At 37.9% G+C, this 15839-nt stretch carries 12 protein-coding genes; 5 read left to right on the forward strand and 7 right to left on the reverse strand.

Annotation, left to right across the window (positions count from 1 at the left end; genetic code table 11):
* Nucleotides 1–82: 82 nt before the first annotated feature.
* Nucleotides 83–2827 carry a methyl-accepting chemotaxis protein gene (locus BS34_RS0100755; protein ID WP_029406653.1) on the reverse strand — a complete coding sequence of 915 codons (2745 nt, stop codon included), beginning with the start codon at nt 2825–2827 and terminating at the stop codon, nt 83–85.
* Between the two features lie 301 nt (nt 2828–3128).
* Here BS34_RS0100755 and BS34_RS12435 point away from each other — a divergent pair, with 301 nt between their 5' ends.
* The 4 genes from BS34_RS12435 (at nt 3129) to BS34_RS0100775 (ending at nt 7556) form a co-directional block, all read left to right on the forward strand.
* Complete coding sequence (locus BS34_RS12435; RefSeq protein ID WP_051640606.1) at nt 3129–6062, forward strand: PAS domain-containing hybrid sensor histidine kinase/response regulator; 2934 nt, start codon at nt 3129–3131, stop codon at nt 6060–6062.
* Complete coding sequence (gene mobA, locus BS34_RS0100765; RefSeq protein ID WP_051640607.1) at nt 6059–6685, forward strand: molybdenum cofactor guanylyltransferase MobA; 627 nt, start codon at nt 6059–6061, stop codon at nt 6683–6685. Before BS34_RS12435 ends, mobA begins: the two co-directional genes overlap by 4 nt.
* 181 nt (nt 6686–6866) lie before the next feature.
* Nucleotides 6867–7175, forward strand: a complete 309-nt coding sequence (locus tag BS34_RS0100770; protein ID WP_233993121.1) for a type II toxin-antitoxin system HigB family toxin — start codon at nt 6867–6869, stop codon at nt 7173–7175.
* A 12-nt stretch (nt 7176–7187) separates the two neighbouring features.
* Nucleotides 7188–7556: a helix-turn-helix domain-containing protein gene (locus tag BS34_RS0100775; protein ID WP_029406657.1), complete on the forward strand. Its 369-nt coding sequence runs from the start codon at nt 7188–7190 to the stop codon at nt 7554–7556.
* A 456-nt stretch (nt 7557–8012) separates the two neighbouring features.
* On the opposite strand, the gene hisI is transcribed toward BS34_RS0100775, so the two are convergent.
* The 3 genes from hisI to BS34_RS0100790 form a co-directional block, all read right to left on the reverse strand.
* Nucleotides 8013–8468, reverse strand: a complete 456-nt coding sequence (gene hisI, locus BS34_RS0100780) for a phosphoribosyl-AMP cyclohydrolase (protein ID WP_029406658.1) — start codon at nt 8466–8468, stop codon at nt 8013–8015.
* A gap of 11 nt (nt 8469–8479) precedes the next feature.
* Nucleotides 8480–9547 carry a 3'-5' exonuclease gene (locus BS34_RS0100785; protein WP_029406659.1) on the reverse strand — a complete coding sequence of 356 codons (1068 nt, stop codon included), beginning with the start codon at nt 9545–9547 and terminating at the stop codon, nt 8480–8482.
* Between the two features lie 107 nt (nt 9548–9654).
* Complete coding sequence (locus tag BS34_RS0100790) at nt 9655–10776, reverse strand: glycosyltransferase family 4 protein (protein WP_084151533.1); 1122 nt, start codon at nt 10774–10776, stop codon at nt 9655–9657.
* A gap of 142 nt (nt 10777–10918) precedes the next feature.
* Between BS34_RS0100790 and BS34_RS0100795 the strand changes: the two genes are divergently transcribed.
* On the forward strand, nt 10919–11782 hold the full coding sequence (locus BS34_RS0100795) for a UDP-2,3-diacylglucosamine diphosphatase (RefSeq protein WP_106379955.1): 864 nt from the start codon (nt 10919–10921) through the stop codon (nt 11780–11782).
* 145 nt (nt 11783–11927) lie between these two features.
* Here BS34_RS0100795 and BS34_RS0100800 read toward each other — a convergent pair whose 3' ends face one another.
* The 3 genes from BS34_RS0100800 to BS34_RS0100810 form a co-directional block, all read right to left on the reverse strand.
* Nucleotides 11928–13019 (reverse strand): hypothetical protein, encoded by a 1092-nt coding sequence (locus tag BS34_RS0100800; RefSeq protein WP_029406662.1) that lies wholly within the window; start codon nt 13017–13019, stop codon nt 11928–11930.
* Between the two features lie 2 nt (nt 13020–13021).
* Nucleotides 13022–14365 carry a BtaA family protein gene (locus tag BS34_RS0100805; protein ID WP_084151534.1) on the reverse strand — a complete coding sequence of 448 codons (1344 nt, stop codon included), beginning with the start codon at nt 14363–14365 and terminating at the stop codon, nt 13022–13024.
* Nucleotides 14366–14521: 156 nt separating this feature from the next.
* On the reverse strand, nt 14522–15670 hold the full coding sequence (locus BS34_RS0100810) for a glycerate kinase (protein WP_029406664.1): 1149 nt from the start codon (nt 15668–15670) through the stop codon (nt 14522–14524).
* Between the last annotated feature and the right edge of the window lie 169 nt (nt 15671–15839).

Consider the following 15839-nt stretch of genomic DNA (forward strand, 5'->3'; position numbering starts at 1 on the left):
TTTTTTTTGGTTATTAGTCTTTTACGTTAACCTTTGACCTTAATCCTAGATAGGCTAGTATAGGCTTGGCTAGGCGTTAAAGTTAAAACTCAGACCATTCATCTTCTTGATTGGTAGGCGCTTGAAGTGTTGGGGTTTTAATTTCACTTTGCACGGGGGTTGAGTTGCTTGGTGCAATTAACTTTGGTTGTGCTTGAGTGTGAGTTATCGTTTTTGGTTTTTCTTGCGGAATGTAGCCGCCACCATGGGCAATTTCAGTTTCTAAAGCCGTAATTAATTCAATGACTTTAGTGCTCTTCGCCTCTAGTTCAGACATTTTGTTGTTTGCGGTTTCAATGTCACCAATGTCTTTTAATTGTAGGATTTCCCCAATAAAACTATGCAAATCTGCATGGTTGCGTTCTAAGTTGTTAAAAGAGCTTAAGCTTGCGTATTGATTACCAGCGCCATAAATCCATGAACCTAACGCACATTTACTTCCATCGCTTGCGGTTGATCGGTCAAAATTAACATCAAAATCATTGATATAAGCTCTGACTTTAACACGCCATTGTCTATGTCCGCTTCGAGCTTTGGTAAAGTCAAAACTATCATCACCAGAAGCAAGGTTTGTTGTGGCAACCGCGGGGTTAAGCGTAAACATATCTATATTGGATGTCATTAAATTAGACATTTGCCCAAGTTCTTCGGCAGTTGCTGCCGTTTCTTCAACTAAGGCGGCATTTTGTTGTACGGCCGTATCAATTTGAGTAATGGATTGGTTTATGAGTCCAACCCCTTCACTTTGTTCTGAACTCGAGTTTGCCATCTCTTCAATAATTTGATTTACGTTGTTAATCGATTCCACAATATTGTGTAAAGACTCTCCCGAATCTTTAACATGATGTGTTCCTTCAGACACTTTTTTAACCGTGTCTTCAATTAATACTCGAATATCTTTAGCAGCATCCGCTGATTTTTGTGCCAAGGTTCTTACCTCACCGGCAACTACGGCAAAGCCTCGACCATGCTCGCCAGCTCTTGCCGCTTCAACCGCGGCATTAAGCGCAAGTAGGTTGGTTTGAAAGGCAATACTGTCGATTAGACTAATAATGTCATTAATTTTACGGCTAGAATCGTTAATCTCTTCCATGGCAACAATGGCGTTATCCATTACGGTCACGCCCGATTGAGCCAATTGTGCGCTACTCTGGGTAAGATCAGATGCATCACGTGCATTGTCTGCATTTTGTTTAACGGCAGCAGTAATTTGTTCCATGCTAGAAGCGGTTTGTTCTAAAGAGGCGGCTTGGTCTTGGGTTCTGTTGTTTAGGTCTACGCTGCCTTGAAAGATTTGTGATGAGCCATCTTGTACGTTTTCAATAGCTAATTTTGTTTGCGACATCATCGCACTTAAGTTATCTACCGCCACATTAAGGCTGTCTTGCACTACTGCAAAACGTCCAAGATATTGACCTTCTACATGGTCATTTAACTTACCTTCTGAAATTGCCATGGCAATACCGACAGTGGCATTTATCGGTTTTTCAATGTTTTCTATTAAATCATTAAGCGATTCGCTTAACTGTCGTGCAATACCGTCGGTTTTTGAAATGTCTATTCTTTCGCTTAATAGTCCCGCTTTGGCACTGTTTATGGCTGATTGAACATCCTCAAGGAGTTGAACTTCTGAGGTTTTGTCTTGCCATTCAACAATCGTCGAGGTTTTAATGCCTGCGCGGTTAGTTACGGGTACAACGTTTAGGTCAAGGTGATAGCCAGCAACAATAATTTGCGCTAAGGTAGGTTCTGTAATTTTTTGGAGCATTGCTCGGTTGTGAGCGGGGTTTTTATGAAAAATATCAATATTAGATCCAATAATCTCATCGGTTTTTAGGTTGGGCAGTGCAGTTTTTAATCGGCTTTCACGCTCCTCAAAGAATGTGATCATTGATTTATTCATGTAGACGATATTGAGGTTTTGATCGGCAATCATGACATTAGAATTAATTTCATCCAAAGCCAGTTTTAAACGGTTTGCTTCATCTAACTGAGACTCTGTCTCTTCTTGCCGCTCTCTTGCCGCTAAAGCCGCAGATTTAATGGTTGCAGTCATTTTGCCATTAAAAGTCGTTGGGTCAAACCATTGGTCTTGGTAAGGTTCATTACTGGCAATCCCCCTCATGATTCTGCGCATAGTTCGACCTGATCTTAATTGAACCATCCCAAATAAATAAGGTGGAACTAAGCCGAGTGTGCCCACTAAAACCATTTCGAGTAAAGAATGACCTGTCATATCAGCATAAACGATGTAAGGGATTAGGTACAAAAACGCAACTAAAATGGTAATTTGTAACGGGGGATTGAGTCTAAAGAAACTATTGCTAATGGGTAGAAAATCTAGGCCTCTAGTAACCCGGCCATTTTTCATTTTAGCACGACCCTGTTTAATGGCTTTATAGGCTTCTTCGGCGGCACTAATTTCATCACGCTCAACCCGAGAGCGAACCGACATGAAACCTGTAATCTTGTTATTGGTATATAATGGCGTTGCATCTGCTCTTACCCAATAAAAACCGCCATCTTTTCTACGGTTCTTAACAACTTGAGTCCAAGGAAAACCCGCATTTAAAGCGTTCCACATATCCTCAAAAACCGCTTCAGGAACATCGGGATGACGAACTATATTGTGAGGTTGACCAATCAACTCTTCTCGGCTAAACCCACTCGAAATCTCAAATGCATCATTACATTCAAGAATAGTTCCGTTTAAATCGGTTTTAGAAACTAAGGTCATGCCTTCAGGTATGACAAATTCTTCATTAGTTATAGGCTGATTATTGCGCATTTATGTGGCTCCATTCAGCGACTTTCTTCTTAAAACTCTTTAATAAAAAGTCGTTCTAATCGATATGTTTATTTACATTACATTTTAATATTAATTTGAATCTAGCAATATACTTACCAATGTTAAGGTTTTATTTTATTTTATGATAAAAGTTAAACCCTATAGGCAAGCAAATTTATTGCGGTTAAAATGGTTTTTATCCATTTTTATGCAATTAATCATAACTTATGAATATAGTTGATTAATGATAATTAAACATAATTTTGATTCACAATAACTAAATCATAACTAAACCATAACTATGACTAAATTTCGTCAACAATCATTACTGTCAAAAAAAGCACGTATGGCTATTTTTAATTTGCCATTAACCTTTTGGTTAAGCATGCTGAGCGCAGCGGTTTTAGTCATTGCGTTGGTCTATTACATCGTCTTACAAAATGAATCTAGAGTAACTCAGGCAGCCCAACTTTCTGCTAATGGATTAGCCTCTTATGTTGGTGATTATGTTGAAAAGCATCAGCTGTTAGTTAAATCGATTGTTTCACATCATCAAGACCGTATTTTACAACTCTCTAAAGGGGGCGGTTACCCTTACGACTTGGCCGAAATTAGCGATGATGTTGATTCCCTTTTTCCAAAAAATACAGAATTTGCCATTGTTAATCAAAAAGGGGACGTGATTGTTGCCAGTCATAATGATGGTATAGGAAAAAAATGCCGCGACTTAATTAAATTTACAATGAATGCAGGAGTGCCGTCAGTCTCTAATGTACGTTCCCATCATTTTCAAAGTGGTCTAAATCACTTTGATATCTTTCAACAAATTATCGTTGGGGATGAAATAGCCGGTTTTTGGGTAAAACTTTCTTTTAAGCCTTTAGAGCCTTTTATTAATAGTCCAAACTTCAAAGAGTATGATTTGGTGATTGCTCAACAAGCTCCTCTTAACAATATTTTGCTAGGTAAAAATAGAGTGCAGACTGATGAGGGTAATACACATTTTAAATTCATTAACCAAATGTTAAAAACAGATGATGGTAAAGATGTACTTGCGATTGTTCCAGTTGCAAATATAGGTTGGCAAGTTAGAGCTTTAATAAATGCTAGTGAGCATCAAAAATATGTTCAGCATATTGTTTTAATTGCTCTTGCTTTATTTATGGCTTTCTTTGTTGTTGTTGCCATTGTGGTTTTTTTAGTGAGAACGTTACAGCAGGAAAAAGAAAAGATTCGTCAAGATGCGGTGCATGATGAGATGTTTAATGCTGGGCCTACAGTATTATTAGAGAAGCAGATAGATCAAAAAATGTTGGTCTTATATGCCTCACCTAATGCTGAATTGTTGTTTGCTAAAACGAGTAAGGCATTAATCAATAAACCCTATTTAGATTGGATTTTTCCTGAAGACGCGATAATGGTTCGCCAGACGTTAATTAATGCTTATAAAAATCAACTGCCTAGTGTTGAGATGGTTTACCGAATTAGAAAAGCCAATAATAAAGGCTTTAAATGGATTTACGATCTGAGTCATATTCTTTATAACTCGTCGGGTCAACCAGACAGTATTCGTGGTTATATCACCTCGGTTCATGCTCAAAAAACAGCCGAAAAAAATGCGACAGATCTTATTCAATCGGTTCCTGAGGCAATTTTTGTTTTAGATTTAAACGGTAAAATACTAAATACAAACCGCGCAGCTGAGAGTTTATTAGGTTGCAATAAAACACAATTGGTTAATGCCGTGTTTAGGGATTGGTTAGATACTGAAAGCTTAGCCCATTATGAAAGTTTAAAACAGGCTTTTATTGAGGCGTTATCGTTAAACACTAATGCCGTCTCGGAGATGGATAAATTGTATCTAAAAAGTGCCAATGGAGCTTTAGTTGCCGTTGAAATTAGTTTAAATAGTATAGAGCTCAATGCTAAGCCCTTATTAGTGCAGGTGGTTCGTAATGTCACCCTGCAGCAACAAGCTCAAAAGCAGTTAAGTCTTGCCAAAGAGGAAGCTGAGGATTTAGCGAAAGCTCGTAGTCGTTTTGTGGCGACGATTAGTCATGAAATTAGAACGCCAATGAATGGTGTTTTAGGTATGGCAGACCTGCTTTTTGATACGCCATTAACTCCAATTCAAGAAGAATATTTGCAAGCGATTAAGCAAAGCGGCGATGTTTTGCTCAATATCATTAATGAAGTGTTAGATTTTGCCAAATTAGATGAAGGCAAGGTGGTGTTAAGCCATGTTAAATTTAATTTAAAACAGGCTGCAGAGGAGACGCTTCATCTCTTGTCGCCAATGGCTGAAGAAAAAGGCTTAGCCTTAACGTTACATTACAGCGATGAATTACACGAAACCTTTATGGGTGATGTATTACGTATACAACAATTGCTTTTTAATTTAGTGGGCAATGCCATTAAATTTACCGAACAAGGCCATGTTCAAATTAAAGTCACTCCTGCAAAAGCAGATGCAGATACAGGTGTAGATGCAGGGGCAGATGAAGATGACAATTATCCGGTGCAGGGGTTGTTAATTGAAGTTGAAGATAGTGGTATCGGTATAGCTAAAGAACATTTAAATAGACTATTTGATTCTTTCACTCAGGCCGATGAATCAACTTCAAGAAAGTTTGGCGGTACCGGTTTAGGTTTAGCGATTTGTAAGCAGTTAGTGGATTTGATGAATGGTCATATTGTTGTTTTGTCAGAGATAAATAAAGGCAGTACTTTTCAGGTTAGGTTGCCATTAGAGATACCTGCCTCAGAAGAAAAGGCAAAATTTACCGCATCTAATGCATTAATCTCACATGAAGACACTGTCATTCAAGAAGATATGGATTCTCTGCCGCTAACAGGCATAAATGTCTTATTAATTGAAGATAATACAATTAACCAAAATGTTATCAAGGCTTTTGTAAAACGCTTAGGAGCAAAAGTTGATATTGCTGAAAATGGTCTGAAAGGGGTGGATTTTTGGCGTTTAGGTGAGGGTAAATATCAATTAATATTAATGGATTGCCAAATGCCTGTTATGGATGGCTTTGATGCCACTAAAATCATTCGTAAAGAAGAGGCGCTGAGTTATCAGCAATCATCAGTTCCCATTATTGCGCTTACGGCTAATGTGTTGACTGATGATCGAAGCCGATGTTTTCAAGTTGGAATGAATGATTTTTTAGCCAAACCGATTAATAGAGAGCAGTTTGATGCAACTTTAATAAAGTGGGCGCAATGAGCAAAGAAGGTAATCGTTTAACAGCGTTTGTAGCAACAAAAAAACTTAATGTTAATGACCTCTCTGGAGTTATTATTGCTGGAGGATTAGGTAGCCGGGTAGGTTATCAACAAAAAGCCCTGTTGCCATACAAAGGTGAACCTATTCTTAAGCCGATTATGGCGATATTACAAAATCAAGTAACATCCCTTTGGATTAATGCCAACGCAGAGTTAGAACGATATCAGCCCTATTCTAAGCAGTTGTTTTCAGATGATTATGAAGGGTTTCTTGGGCCTTTAGCGGGTATGCACGCAGCTTGGAAATATATAGAACATGATTGGGCTGTGTTTGTGCCGTGTGATAATCCTAATATTCCCAATGATTTTGTTGAAAGGCTTATTTCGGCTTATCAAAAACAACCTAATCCTATCGTAGCGGTGAATGATGGAGAACGTTTGCAACCGCTGTATTTAATGATGCATCGTTCTATGATGCTATCACTCGGCAAAGCCATTGATATGGGACATTTGAGCGTGCATCGGTGGGTAAAAGAAAATGCATTTACTCAAGCAAATTTTGCAGACTGTTGCCCGCATGCATTTAAAAATATGAATACACTTGAGAGTTTTGATAGTCATTAAATTAGTTGAAGTTCAATGACTCTATTTATTTGAAATGTATTTTACATTTATTTGAAAAAAACAACTGACCAGGCCTGGTAAATACTTTGGTCATTAATAGTTTGTGGGTAAGCTCTTATTTTTGTATGGATATTCTGAATAGTGCGAGTATAGCCTTGACAACGATTAAAAAATTCCCATAATGGGAAATATGAGAATTATTTCACGTGCAACACTTCGAAGTTTTTGGGAAAATCCTAAATATTTGGATTCTGAACAAGCATTAAAGTCTTGGTTTGATGAGGCTAAACACGCGAATTGGCAAATACCTCAAGATATTAAAAGAAAATATCGAAGCGCTAGTTTTGTTGGAAATAATAGAGTTGTTTTTAACATTCATGGCAATAAATATCGGCTTGTCGTTGCTGTTAATTATAAGTTTTCAATGTGCTATATTCGTTTTGTTGGAACTCACAAAGAATATGATGCGATTGATGTAAGCACTATTTAAGGAGAGTGAGAAATGCATATTAAACCTATCCGAACCAATCAAGATCATCAAAATGCATTAAACCGAATTGATGCTTTATTTGATGCAGAGCACAATACTCCAGAAGGTGATGAACTTGAAGTGCTAGTTGAATTGATTCATGCCTATGAAGAAGTGCATTTCCCAATTGAAACGCCTGATCCAATTGAAGCCATTAAGTTTCGTATGGAGCAACAGGGTATGACGGATGCAGACCTAGTTCCATATCTGGGGCAAAGAAGCCGAGTAAGTGAAGTTTTAAACCGAAAAAGAAGGCTGTCGCTTCAAATGATTCGTAAGCTGCATTCAGGCCTGAATATTCCTATTGAAGCCCTTATTACTGAATACAGACTGACGGTTTAATTTTTCCCACGAAATATTCCGGCGGTTTTTAACTGTAAAAAATTAAACTTAATCAGACAAGACACCAGTTAATTACTAACCTAACTTGATAAAAAATCATTATTAGATTTGAGTTATTTTCCACTTTTTTGATGCTTAAAATTGAAGCTTGGACAAACGCCTTAAGTCCCCTTGTAATAAATGGTGCAAAGTTCTTAGCGTAGTGAACGGTAAAAAAACGCTGCTGTTTGAGCGTAGCGAGTTCAGCGTTTTCAGTTCACAAGCTTAGAACTTGCTCATTTATGGAGTGGGGTTTGTTTTTTGGTTACTTTTTGCCAAATTGCAAAAAGTAACGGGAAGCCTGAGTGACAAAATTTAAGGCAAAGGCGTAATATTTTAAAAGGCTTCTCAATCACTTCACTGTCTGATTAAATCTAAGCTTTTACATTTTAACCATTTTTTTTGCAGCCGTCTCGTTCAAAGGTTTTTATATAAATCTTCGGGCTTAATGATTGGGTTTGTAGTGATTACCGCTTTATTATTATGTATTTCAGTATAAAAACAGCTTCTACGACCAGAGTGACAAGCTGGGCCAGTTTGATCTACTTGCAGTAAAATCGTATCGCCATCACAGTCAAAACTTAATGATTTTAATACTTGAATTTGTCCAGACTCTTCACCCTTGCGCCAATAATTTTGACGTGAGCGAGACCAATAGCAAACGCGTCCGGTCTCAAGGGTTTCTTGCAGAGATTTTGCATTCATCCAAGCCATCATTAAAACTTCTTTGCTATCAAACTGCTGAGCAATTGCTGGAATTAAACCATCTTGATCAAATTTAATTTGTGATTTTAACGCGTCCCAATCAAACTCTTCACCTTGCTGAGCTTTTTCAAGTTGTTTAAAAGTGGTTTCTGAATGTTTATCGCACATATTCTTTGCCTTTATTTAAGCTGAGCCAACGCGGCAAATGGGTTGTTGGTAATGGGAGCTTCTTTCTTTTTAGGTTTCTTTTCTTCTATCTTAGACTGAGCGCCTTTTTCGAGCATCGCATTAAAAAGTTCTACGGTTGCTCGAGCATCGGCTAAGGCATCATGCGCATCACCAGGGAATTCTTTACCTAATACCACTTCATAGGCATGGGTGAGTTTGGGGGTTTTAAAGAACCAGTACATGTTTTCACTGTGCCAGCGCATGGCTCCAATTAGGTCTTTACTTAATTCTGCTGCATCTAACCAGGTGTTATAGTCTAAATCAAATGTCAGCATTTTCTTTTCGGCACTTTTTTCTAAGTACATAAAGTCACTTTCGGTGCTGTAGGCTAAAACGATATCTGCTTTAAGTAAAGTGTCGTGAATATTATCCCAGGCCTGCCCAAGAGTGGGTTGGCCTTGAACCATTTCGGTGGTGATATTATGTTTTTCGTTTTCAGGAATATCATATCCAGGATTAATTAACTGGTTAAAGAGTTCTTTACCATGAATATCACAAGCGGATAATTGAATAATATCGGCTTCCGGATCAGTACAAACATTAGTGGCTTCTATATCAATGCAGACGACATTTTTACCCTTTAAGGTTTTAGCATGCTCTTTTAATTTAAATAGCGCATCATTACGTTTTTCTTGAATAAGCGGAATAACCTCAGAATCACAAAATTCTTTGATGAGTTCAGTCAGTTTTTTAGCAAAACGAGTCACCGACTTTGTTAAAGCTGCACGTACGGTTTCATCTTCAGAACAGCGTTCAATAAACTGCTCAATATTAATGATTTCTTCACCAATAATAAGTTTAGACATTGACTCTTCCGCTAATTTTTTAGGGTTGTAGTCTAGCTTTTCTAAAGGAGGAATATAAATGCTGGCATTGAGTAATGATTTTTGCCCTTTTGCTGGTGAGGCCATCACTTCAACCCCTTTAATGTTTAAGCCATCGGAGGCGGCAACCGCAACAAGATAGTCTTTAAGAGGTTGGTTACGTTTATCTAACAAAATCAGTTGTGCATTACTCATAAGAAAGGGCTTTATGTTAAAAAATAATGAGGGGTATTGTACCGTTTATGAAAGCAGATAATTGAGAAATCAATCTATTAGAGACCTTTGCACGGTTTTTTTTAATTTTAATTTGGATTGGATTTGTTTTTACTATTTGAGTTCCAATCAATAGGGCTGAGATTTTGTAAATACTGTTGCGCCGCATGCGGCCAATTAAATTGTGGAATACTTAAGTGGATATTTTCTTTAGGCAAAATCAGCGCTTGTTGAATAGCGGTTTGTAAATTGTTATGGGTTGAGCCATTTAAACCCTCAGTAATAATATCTTTTGGGCCGGTAACAGGGTAGGCGGCTACAGGCGTTCCACAAGCAATCGCTTCAATATTCACTACTCCAAAAGTATCTGTTTTGGATGGAAAAACAAAAACATCTGCAGAGGCATAAAATTGAGCTAATTCATTGCCTTTTTTGGCGCCTAAAAAATGGCAATGAGGGTAGGTCGCCTTTAAATGCTCTAAATCAGGGCCTTCGCCAATAATGATTTTGCTGCCTGGTATATCAATTTTTAAAAACGCCTCAATGTTTTTTTCTGGGGCAATACGCCCAACATAGAGCATGATGGGCTTTTTATAATTCATATCCTGTTTTTGTTGGGGGTTAAATACGTCTATATTGACGCCACGTGTCATTAAGGCTAAATTTTTAAACCCTTTGGCTTCAAGGTCTTGCAAGATTGATTGGCCGGGTACTAGAGTTTTTTGAGCGGGAGCATGAAAAAACCGTAATAACGAATATATTGCCACCATAGGAATAGGCAGTCGAGCTCTTATATATTCTGGGTAGCGAGTGTGATAACCACTGGTGAAAGGGAGCTTGTTTTTGATTGCGATACGTCTTGCAAACCAACCAAGGGAACCTTCGGTGGCGATATGAATCGCATCTGGTTTAAAGTTAAGTATTCGGTTTTCTAAATCTTTAGGTCGCCAGACACAGCGTATTTCGTGATAAGTCGGTAGCGGAAAACTTTTGTATTCTGAGGGTTGAATAATATCAACTTCAATACCCTGATGAGTGAGTTCTAAAACCAAATTGCTTAGAGTTGTCACTACGCCATTAATTTGCGGAAACCAAGCGTCCGTTACCAGTGTTAGACGTTTAATGGGCTGTTGATTAACGGGCTCATTAAGCGATTGCAGAGTTTGATTATCTACATTTTGAATAGATGATTGAGTGGCATTAGAGTTCATGTTTTAACTTTATATGCATTATGTTAAAAATAGATGATAGCTGGATTAAATTGTGTGGGGGTTTTGTTCATGTAACGGTAATATTATTGTCAAAATAGGTTTTTAGACTGGTATTAGAAACCCTACTTTTAGAGATTGTAATATGAATAAGCACTCCCCGAATTTAAGCAGTCAAATAGAGTCACAAATTCATTTTCCAGATTGGATGACGTCAATTGCTGACGATGACTTTATTTTGGCAGAAAACAACCATGAAAAACAGCAATATAGAACCATTTTTATTTCAGATACTCACCTTGGAAGCAAGGGGGCAAAAGCCGAATTTCTAGCGGATTTCTTAAAGTACAATCATTGCCAACAGCTCTATTTAGTGGGTGATATTATTGATGGTTGGCGTTTAAAAAAACGTATCTATTGGCCGCAATCTCATACTAATGTCATTAGACGTATCTTAACCATGTCAAAACGTGATACAGACGTTATTTATGTTACGGGTAATCACGATGATTTTTTACGTCGTTATTCGGGGATAGATTTTGGCAACATTAAGCTGTGTGATGAAACCGTGTTTAGCGCCGCAAATGGTGACAAATTTTTAGTGGTTCATGGCGATAAATACGATAGTGTTGTACAAACGCATAAATGGTTAGCGATTATTGGTGACTGGGGTTATGAAACTTTAGTGGTATTAAATCGCTATTTTAATCAGTTGCGTCGTAAATTTGGGATGGGATATTGGTCGCTGTCTTCTTATGTTAAGCAACGAGTTAAAGGGGCGGTGTCGTTTATCTCGGCTTATGAAGAAGCGGTCGTTAATGATTGTAAAAAAGAAGGTTATCAAGGCGTGATTTGCGGGCATATCCATCACCCTGAAATTAGCATGATTGATGATATCCAATACTTAAATTGCGGCGACTGGGTAGAGTCTTGTACTGCAATTGTAGAAACCTTGGAAGGTGAAATTAAGTTATTGCGTTGGATAGAAGTGGGTCACGAAAACAATTAAACTTGTTCTTAAAGTAACTTACCAGGCCTGGTAAGTTACTCATTTTTATATTTATGCTCATCGATTATTCTATATAAATCGATTAGTCTATATAAGCTACATAGACTAGATAGTCTGCATTTGATGTTTTTAGACTGTCTCCGTTTTATATCTGATTATCTTCAAGCACCTTAGGGCCAAACTTATTGAGGAGTTTTGCAAACCCTTGCATGATTAACTTTCGGCCAGGAGAGAGGTGCTGTGTGTAAAAAGCGGTATATTCAATAATGGGTTTACCACCGCGTACGCGTTTAAAACTTCCTGCCCCAGAGCTTAGGTTCATCATTTTGCCTGATTCATAGGTCTCTTTTAATAAAACGGCCATTAATAAACGGTAAAGACCTAGCTCTTTAGGTTGAGTCGTATCGTAACCCACAATGGGCGTGGTAATGATTTCCTGTTGAGTAAATAGGGCAATGGAGGCTATGATTTTTTGGTCTTCTGGATTTCTAAAACTATAAAACTGCATAAAGCCCATTTTGTGCATTTCATATAGATAATCTGCACTAAATTGTGGGTTGAAGTGTGAATGCTTTTCAATAAACAGCATGTTAAAACACTCAGCTATATCGGTAAAATCAGATTTTACATGCTCACTAGGTTCAATCTGTGTTAAATGGGTTTTTTTCAGAAAACTCTGATCACGTTTGGTGTGACTTCGTTTCCACCATTGTCTATCGATATTATCAAATAAATAAACTTGTCTTGCTGGAATTAACAACCAGTCATTATCCTGCAAAGCTTGCATGAGTTGTGCATTGGTATGCAAGTTTAAAGAGCGGATATTGAAGCTATGTGTTGGATAGCTATGGATAAGTTTATTGATAAGTTCTGGGATGGATTCTGGTGACCATTTGGGTGGTAAATTAGTAGAGACTAACCAATTATTGATGGATAAGGTTTGGTTGATTTTAGCCAGTTTTAATAGTTTTTCTGCAATGCGAATAGCAACCCAAAACAGTCTACGCTGCGAGTGAGATTGAATAAGTTGTAACTCATCTTCGGCATAAGAAATATAAGCCGTGTAAGGTGAACACACATAACTGTTGTCAAACTCTTGGTTGTTAAGTGTTGTGGGCACGGGTTCACCGTCTACAACCAGAACATCTAGATTAGTTTGCACATTGTGAATGGCTTGTTTTATACCAAGTTGTTTTAATATTTCAACGTAAGCAATGGACGGATGAGTTAAGTCCATAATTATACGGCTTCTTGTTCGGTTTTAAGGTCTTCAGAATTTGGATTTGCAGTAGTTTCTGTTTTACGAATATAAAGATGAACCCCGCCATAAATACCTGAACGATCTTGTTTAGTGAAGTTAATATTGTCTGCTACATTGGTTTGCCATTCGCCTAAAATAGATTTTGGTAATTTTTCTTCTAAAGGCGATGTATCGCCAGCCGTACGAAATACAACACGGGCATTATCCATTGCAGTACGGTTCACTTCTTGCCAAAGCTCAGTGAGTTGTTTGTCGTCCATCCAATCCTGAGCATCTAAGAATAGGTAGGCATTTAGGCTATTATCTGGAAGATCTTTAAGGCGCTGGGTCATTGACATATGGTGTACATTGACATGATCAACGTTATTAGTTAAATGCTCAAAATTATTATTTTTTAGGTAGCGTGGTAAAGCTTTACGGTTTTGGGTGTCGTAGCTACGGTTAAAGGCTTGCCAAGCAAAGTAGTTGTCTTCTAATGGAAAATCACAGGCTAATTGTCTAGCGCGTTCTTTAAGTAAAGTGTGCATGCCAATTTGAGCTTCTTTGGAGTCGCGATCCATCTCATCAAACTGAGAAGGAGGGATGCCCAGGCTGTATAACACCATTGAACGATTACACAAAAATTTAAGTAATTTTGTGTCAAAAATAGGGGCAACATGTTGGTCAAATAGTTGTTGCTGTTCTTCTAAAGTGCGGGCTTGCATTACTTTAGAGATATCATATCCAAAACGTTTACCTGTCCAATGAATAAGACCAATAAAATGCCCTAACAAACCGTGTTTATAAAAACCATTTGTAAAATAAGTAATACGTTTAGAGCTCCAAGGGCGTTCTCTTGATTCCCAATAAGCGAGTGTTTCAGCATCTAAATTAGGTTTAATGTACGCCTCGTAACGATCAAGGTTTTTTACCAAATCGGCACGTCCAAAAAAGTCAAAAAATGATTCATAACTTGGTAGGTGTTCAATTGCAACCAGCTTAAGTTTGATTAGTGCAATATGAGCTTCGTTTAAATCAACGACTTCAATGTTTTCTGGTTCTTCAGTTAAGTAGTTAAGTACATTGCAACCACCGGAAGAGATAGTGAAGATACGTGAATTTGAGTTAATTTTTAGGGCTTTAATATCCACTTCAGGGTCTTCCCAAATTTGAGGGTAGACTAAGCGATTAAACCAGGCAGTAAATAGACGGTCTAAAAAACCTTTTCGAGAAAATATTGAAGTATTGTTTACGGCTGAGTCGAGAAGTTTACTGGTTTTTTTGTTTTTCTTGTTATCAGCGGTTTGGTTTTCGAAAGGTAAATCATTTGTAGAGGTTGTCATCTTTTATGCCCAATAATATTCACTTGTAAATGTTTATAAAAATATTAAATGGCAGGTGTTACTACAATGTTACGTTTGTATAACATAAAGATGAATTAAGCTTAATTTTGTTGATATTTCATCAACCTTATTAAGACTTACCAGGCCTGGTAAGTCTTACTTAGAAAGTTTGGTAAGAAGGGGTACTACTGATAATAAAGTTTGTTGTAATAAATAAGGAGCGTTGCCCATGGCTTCGTGTTCATCCATAATTTTATTTACAATACTAAAAATAGCTTTAAATTCAGGCAGTTCTTCTACCGAGCAGGTTAAGCTGCCACAAATCCCTATAGTAGGTACTTGGTGTTGGTGACCTAGTTCTGCCATACGTAAAGGCAGTTTGCCAAAGCGTGTTTGACTATCAAAACGACCTTCTCCGGTAAAAATATAGTCAATTTGTTTATTAGTAAGTAGTTCATCTAGTTTTAAAGTAGCGTTGATCACATCAAAGCCTGGGGTAAGTTTGGCATTCAGTAATGCCATAAAGCCTGCAGCCATTCCACCCGCTGCGCCAGCGCCTTCTTCTAAATGTATGGCTTTTTGAGTGTGCTGTTCTAGTACGTTTGCATAATTGGTTAAGGCCGTTTCTAAAATTTCAAGTTGTGCTTCGTTCGCCCCTTTTTGAGGGCCAAATACCTGAGTTGCACCGTCTTCGCCTAATAATGGATTAGTGACATCGCAGGCAATTTCCCACTCTATGTCTAATAAGTGCGGCGGGATTTCACCAATTTTACATAAACTTTTTAAAGCGGAACCACCTAAATTGATGGGTTTGTCTTCAGAGTCAAGCAGAGGAATGCCCAACGCCATTAAAGCTCCTGCGCCACCATCATTAGTGGCAGAGCCACCTAAACCCAAAATGATTTTTTTAGCCCCTAGTTCAATAGCCGCTTCAATGATTTGTCCAGTTCCATAGGTATGAGTATTAAGTGGGTTTAAGTCTGCACGTGGGACTTTGGTGATGCCTGATGCCTGAGCCATTTCAATAATTGCGGTAAGGCTGTCGGCTTGCCAGGCAAAGCTCGCTTTTACTTTTTTGCCTAAAGGCCCCGCCACCCAAATCGATTTTGGCTCGCCCGCATCAGCATAAGTAAAGCTTTCTACAAACCCCTCGCCACCATCTGACATTGGGCGAGAAAAGACTTCTGCATTAGGTTCAATGCTGTGAATAACTTGAGTCGCTATTTGACAAAATTGTGACGCATCTAAAGAGCCTTTAAAGCTATCAGGAGCCAATAAAATGGATAGAGGTTGAGAACTAGACATATAACATCCCTGGAGTTAACTCTAAAATATTGATTATGAAGATTTAGACAGTATTGAAAATCTGAAGAACGTAAACGACTTTGTTTACTTGATATTCATTATAACTAAGTAAAATATAATTTCTATCTAAGAGAGACCTTTGCACTAGAGTATGCACGAGTAAAAATGG

This window comes from Thiomicrorhabdus sp. Milos-T2, from assembly GCF_000702325.1.
Lineage (GTDB): Bacteria > Pseudomonadota > Gammaproteobacteria > Thiomicrospirales > Thiomicrospiraceae > Thiomicrorhabdus.

What these genes read in the sequence shown, in the direction of transcription:
- BS34_RS0100755 (WP_029406653.1), bottom strand. Translation starts at nt 2,827, where the DNA reads ATGCGCAATAATCAGCCTATAACTAATGAAGAATTTGTCATACCTGAA.
- BS34_RS12435 (WP_051640606.1), top strand. Translation starts at nt 3,129, where the DNA reads ATGACTAAATTTCGTCAACAATCATTACTGTCAAAAAAAGCACGTATG.
- mobA (WP_051640607.1), top strand. Translation starts at nt 6,059, where the DNA reads ATGAGCAAAGAAGGTAATCGTTTAACAGCGTTTGTAGCAACAAAAAAA.
- BS34_RS0100770 (WP_233993121.1), top strand. Translation starts at nt 6,867, where the DNA reads ATGGGAAATATGAGAATTATTTCACGTGCAACACTTCGAAGTTTTTGG.
- BS34_RS0100775 (WP_029406657.1), top strand. Translation starts at nt 7,188, where the DNA reads ATGCATATTAAACCTATCCGAACCAATCAAGATCATCAAAATGCATTA.
- hisI (WP_029406658.1), bottom strand. Translation starts at nt 8,468, where the DNA reads ATGTGCGATAAACATTCAGAAACCACTTTTAAACAACTTGAAAAAGCT.
- BS34_RS0100785 (WP_029406659.1), bottom strand. Translation starts at nt 9,547, where the DNA reads ATGAGTAATGCACAACTGATTTTGTTAGATAAACGTAACCAACCTCTT.
- BS34_RS0100790 (WP_084151533.1), bottom strand. Translation starts at nt 10,776, where the DNA reads ATGAACTCTAATGCCACTCAATCATCTATTCAAAATGTAGATAATCAA.
- BS34_RS0100795 (WP_106379955.1), top strand. Translation starts at nt 10,919, where the DNA reads ATGAATAAGCACTCCCCGAATTTAAGCAGTCAAATAGAGTCACAAATT.
- BS34_RS0100800 (WP_029406662.1), bottom strand. Translation starts at nt 13,019, where the DNA reads ATGGACTTAACTCATCCGTCCATTGCTTACGTTGAAATATTAAAACAA.
- BS34_RS0100805 (WP_084151534.1), bottom strand. Translation starts at nt 14,365, where the DNA reads ATGACAACCTCTACAAATGATTTACCTTTCGAAAACCAAACCGCTGAT.
- BS34_RS0100810 (WP_029406664.1), bottom strand. Translation starts at nt 15,670, where the DNA reads ATGTCTAGTTCTCAACCTCTATCCATTTTATTGGCTCCTGATAGCTTT.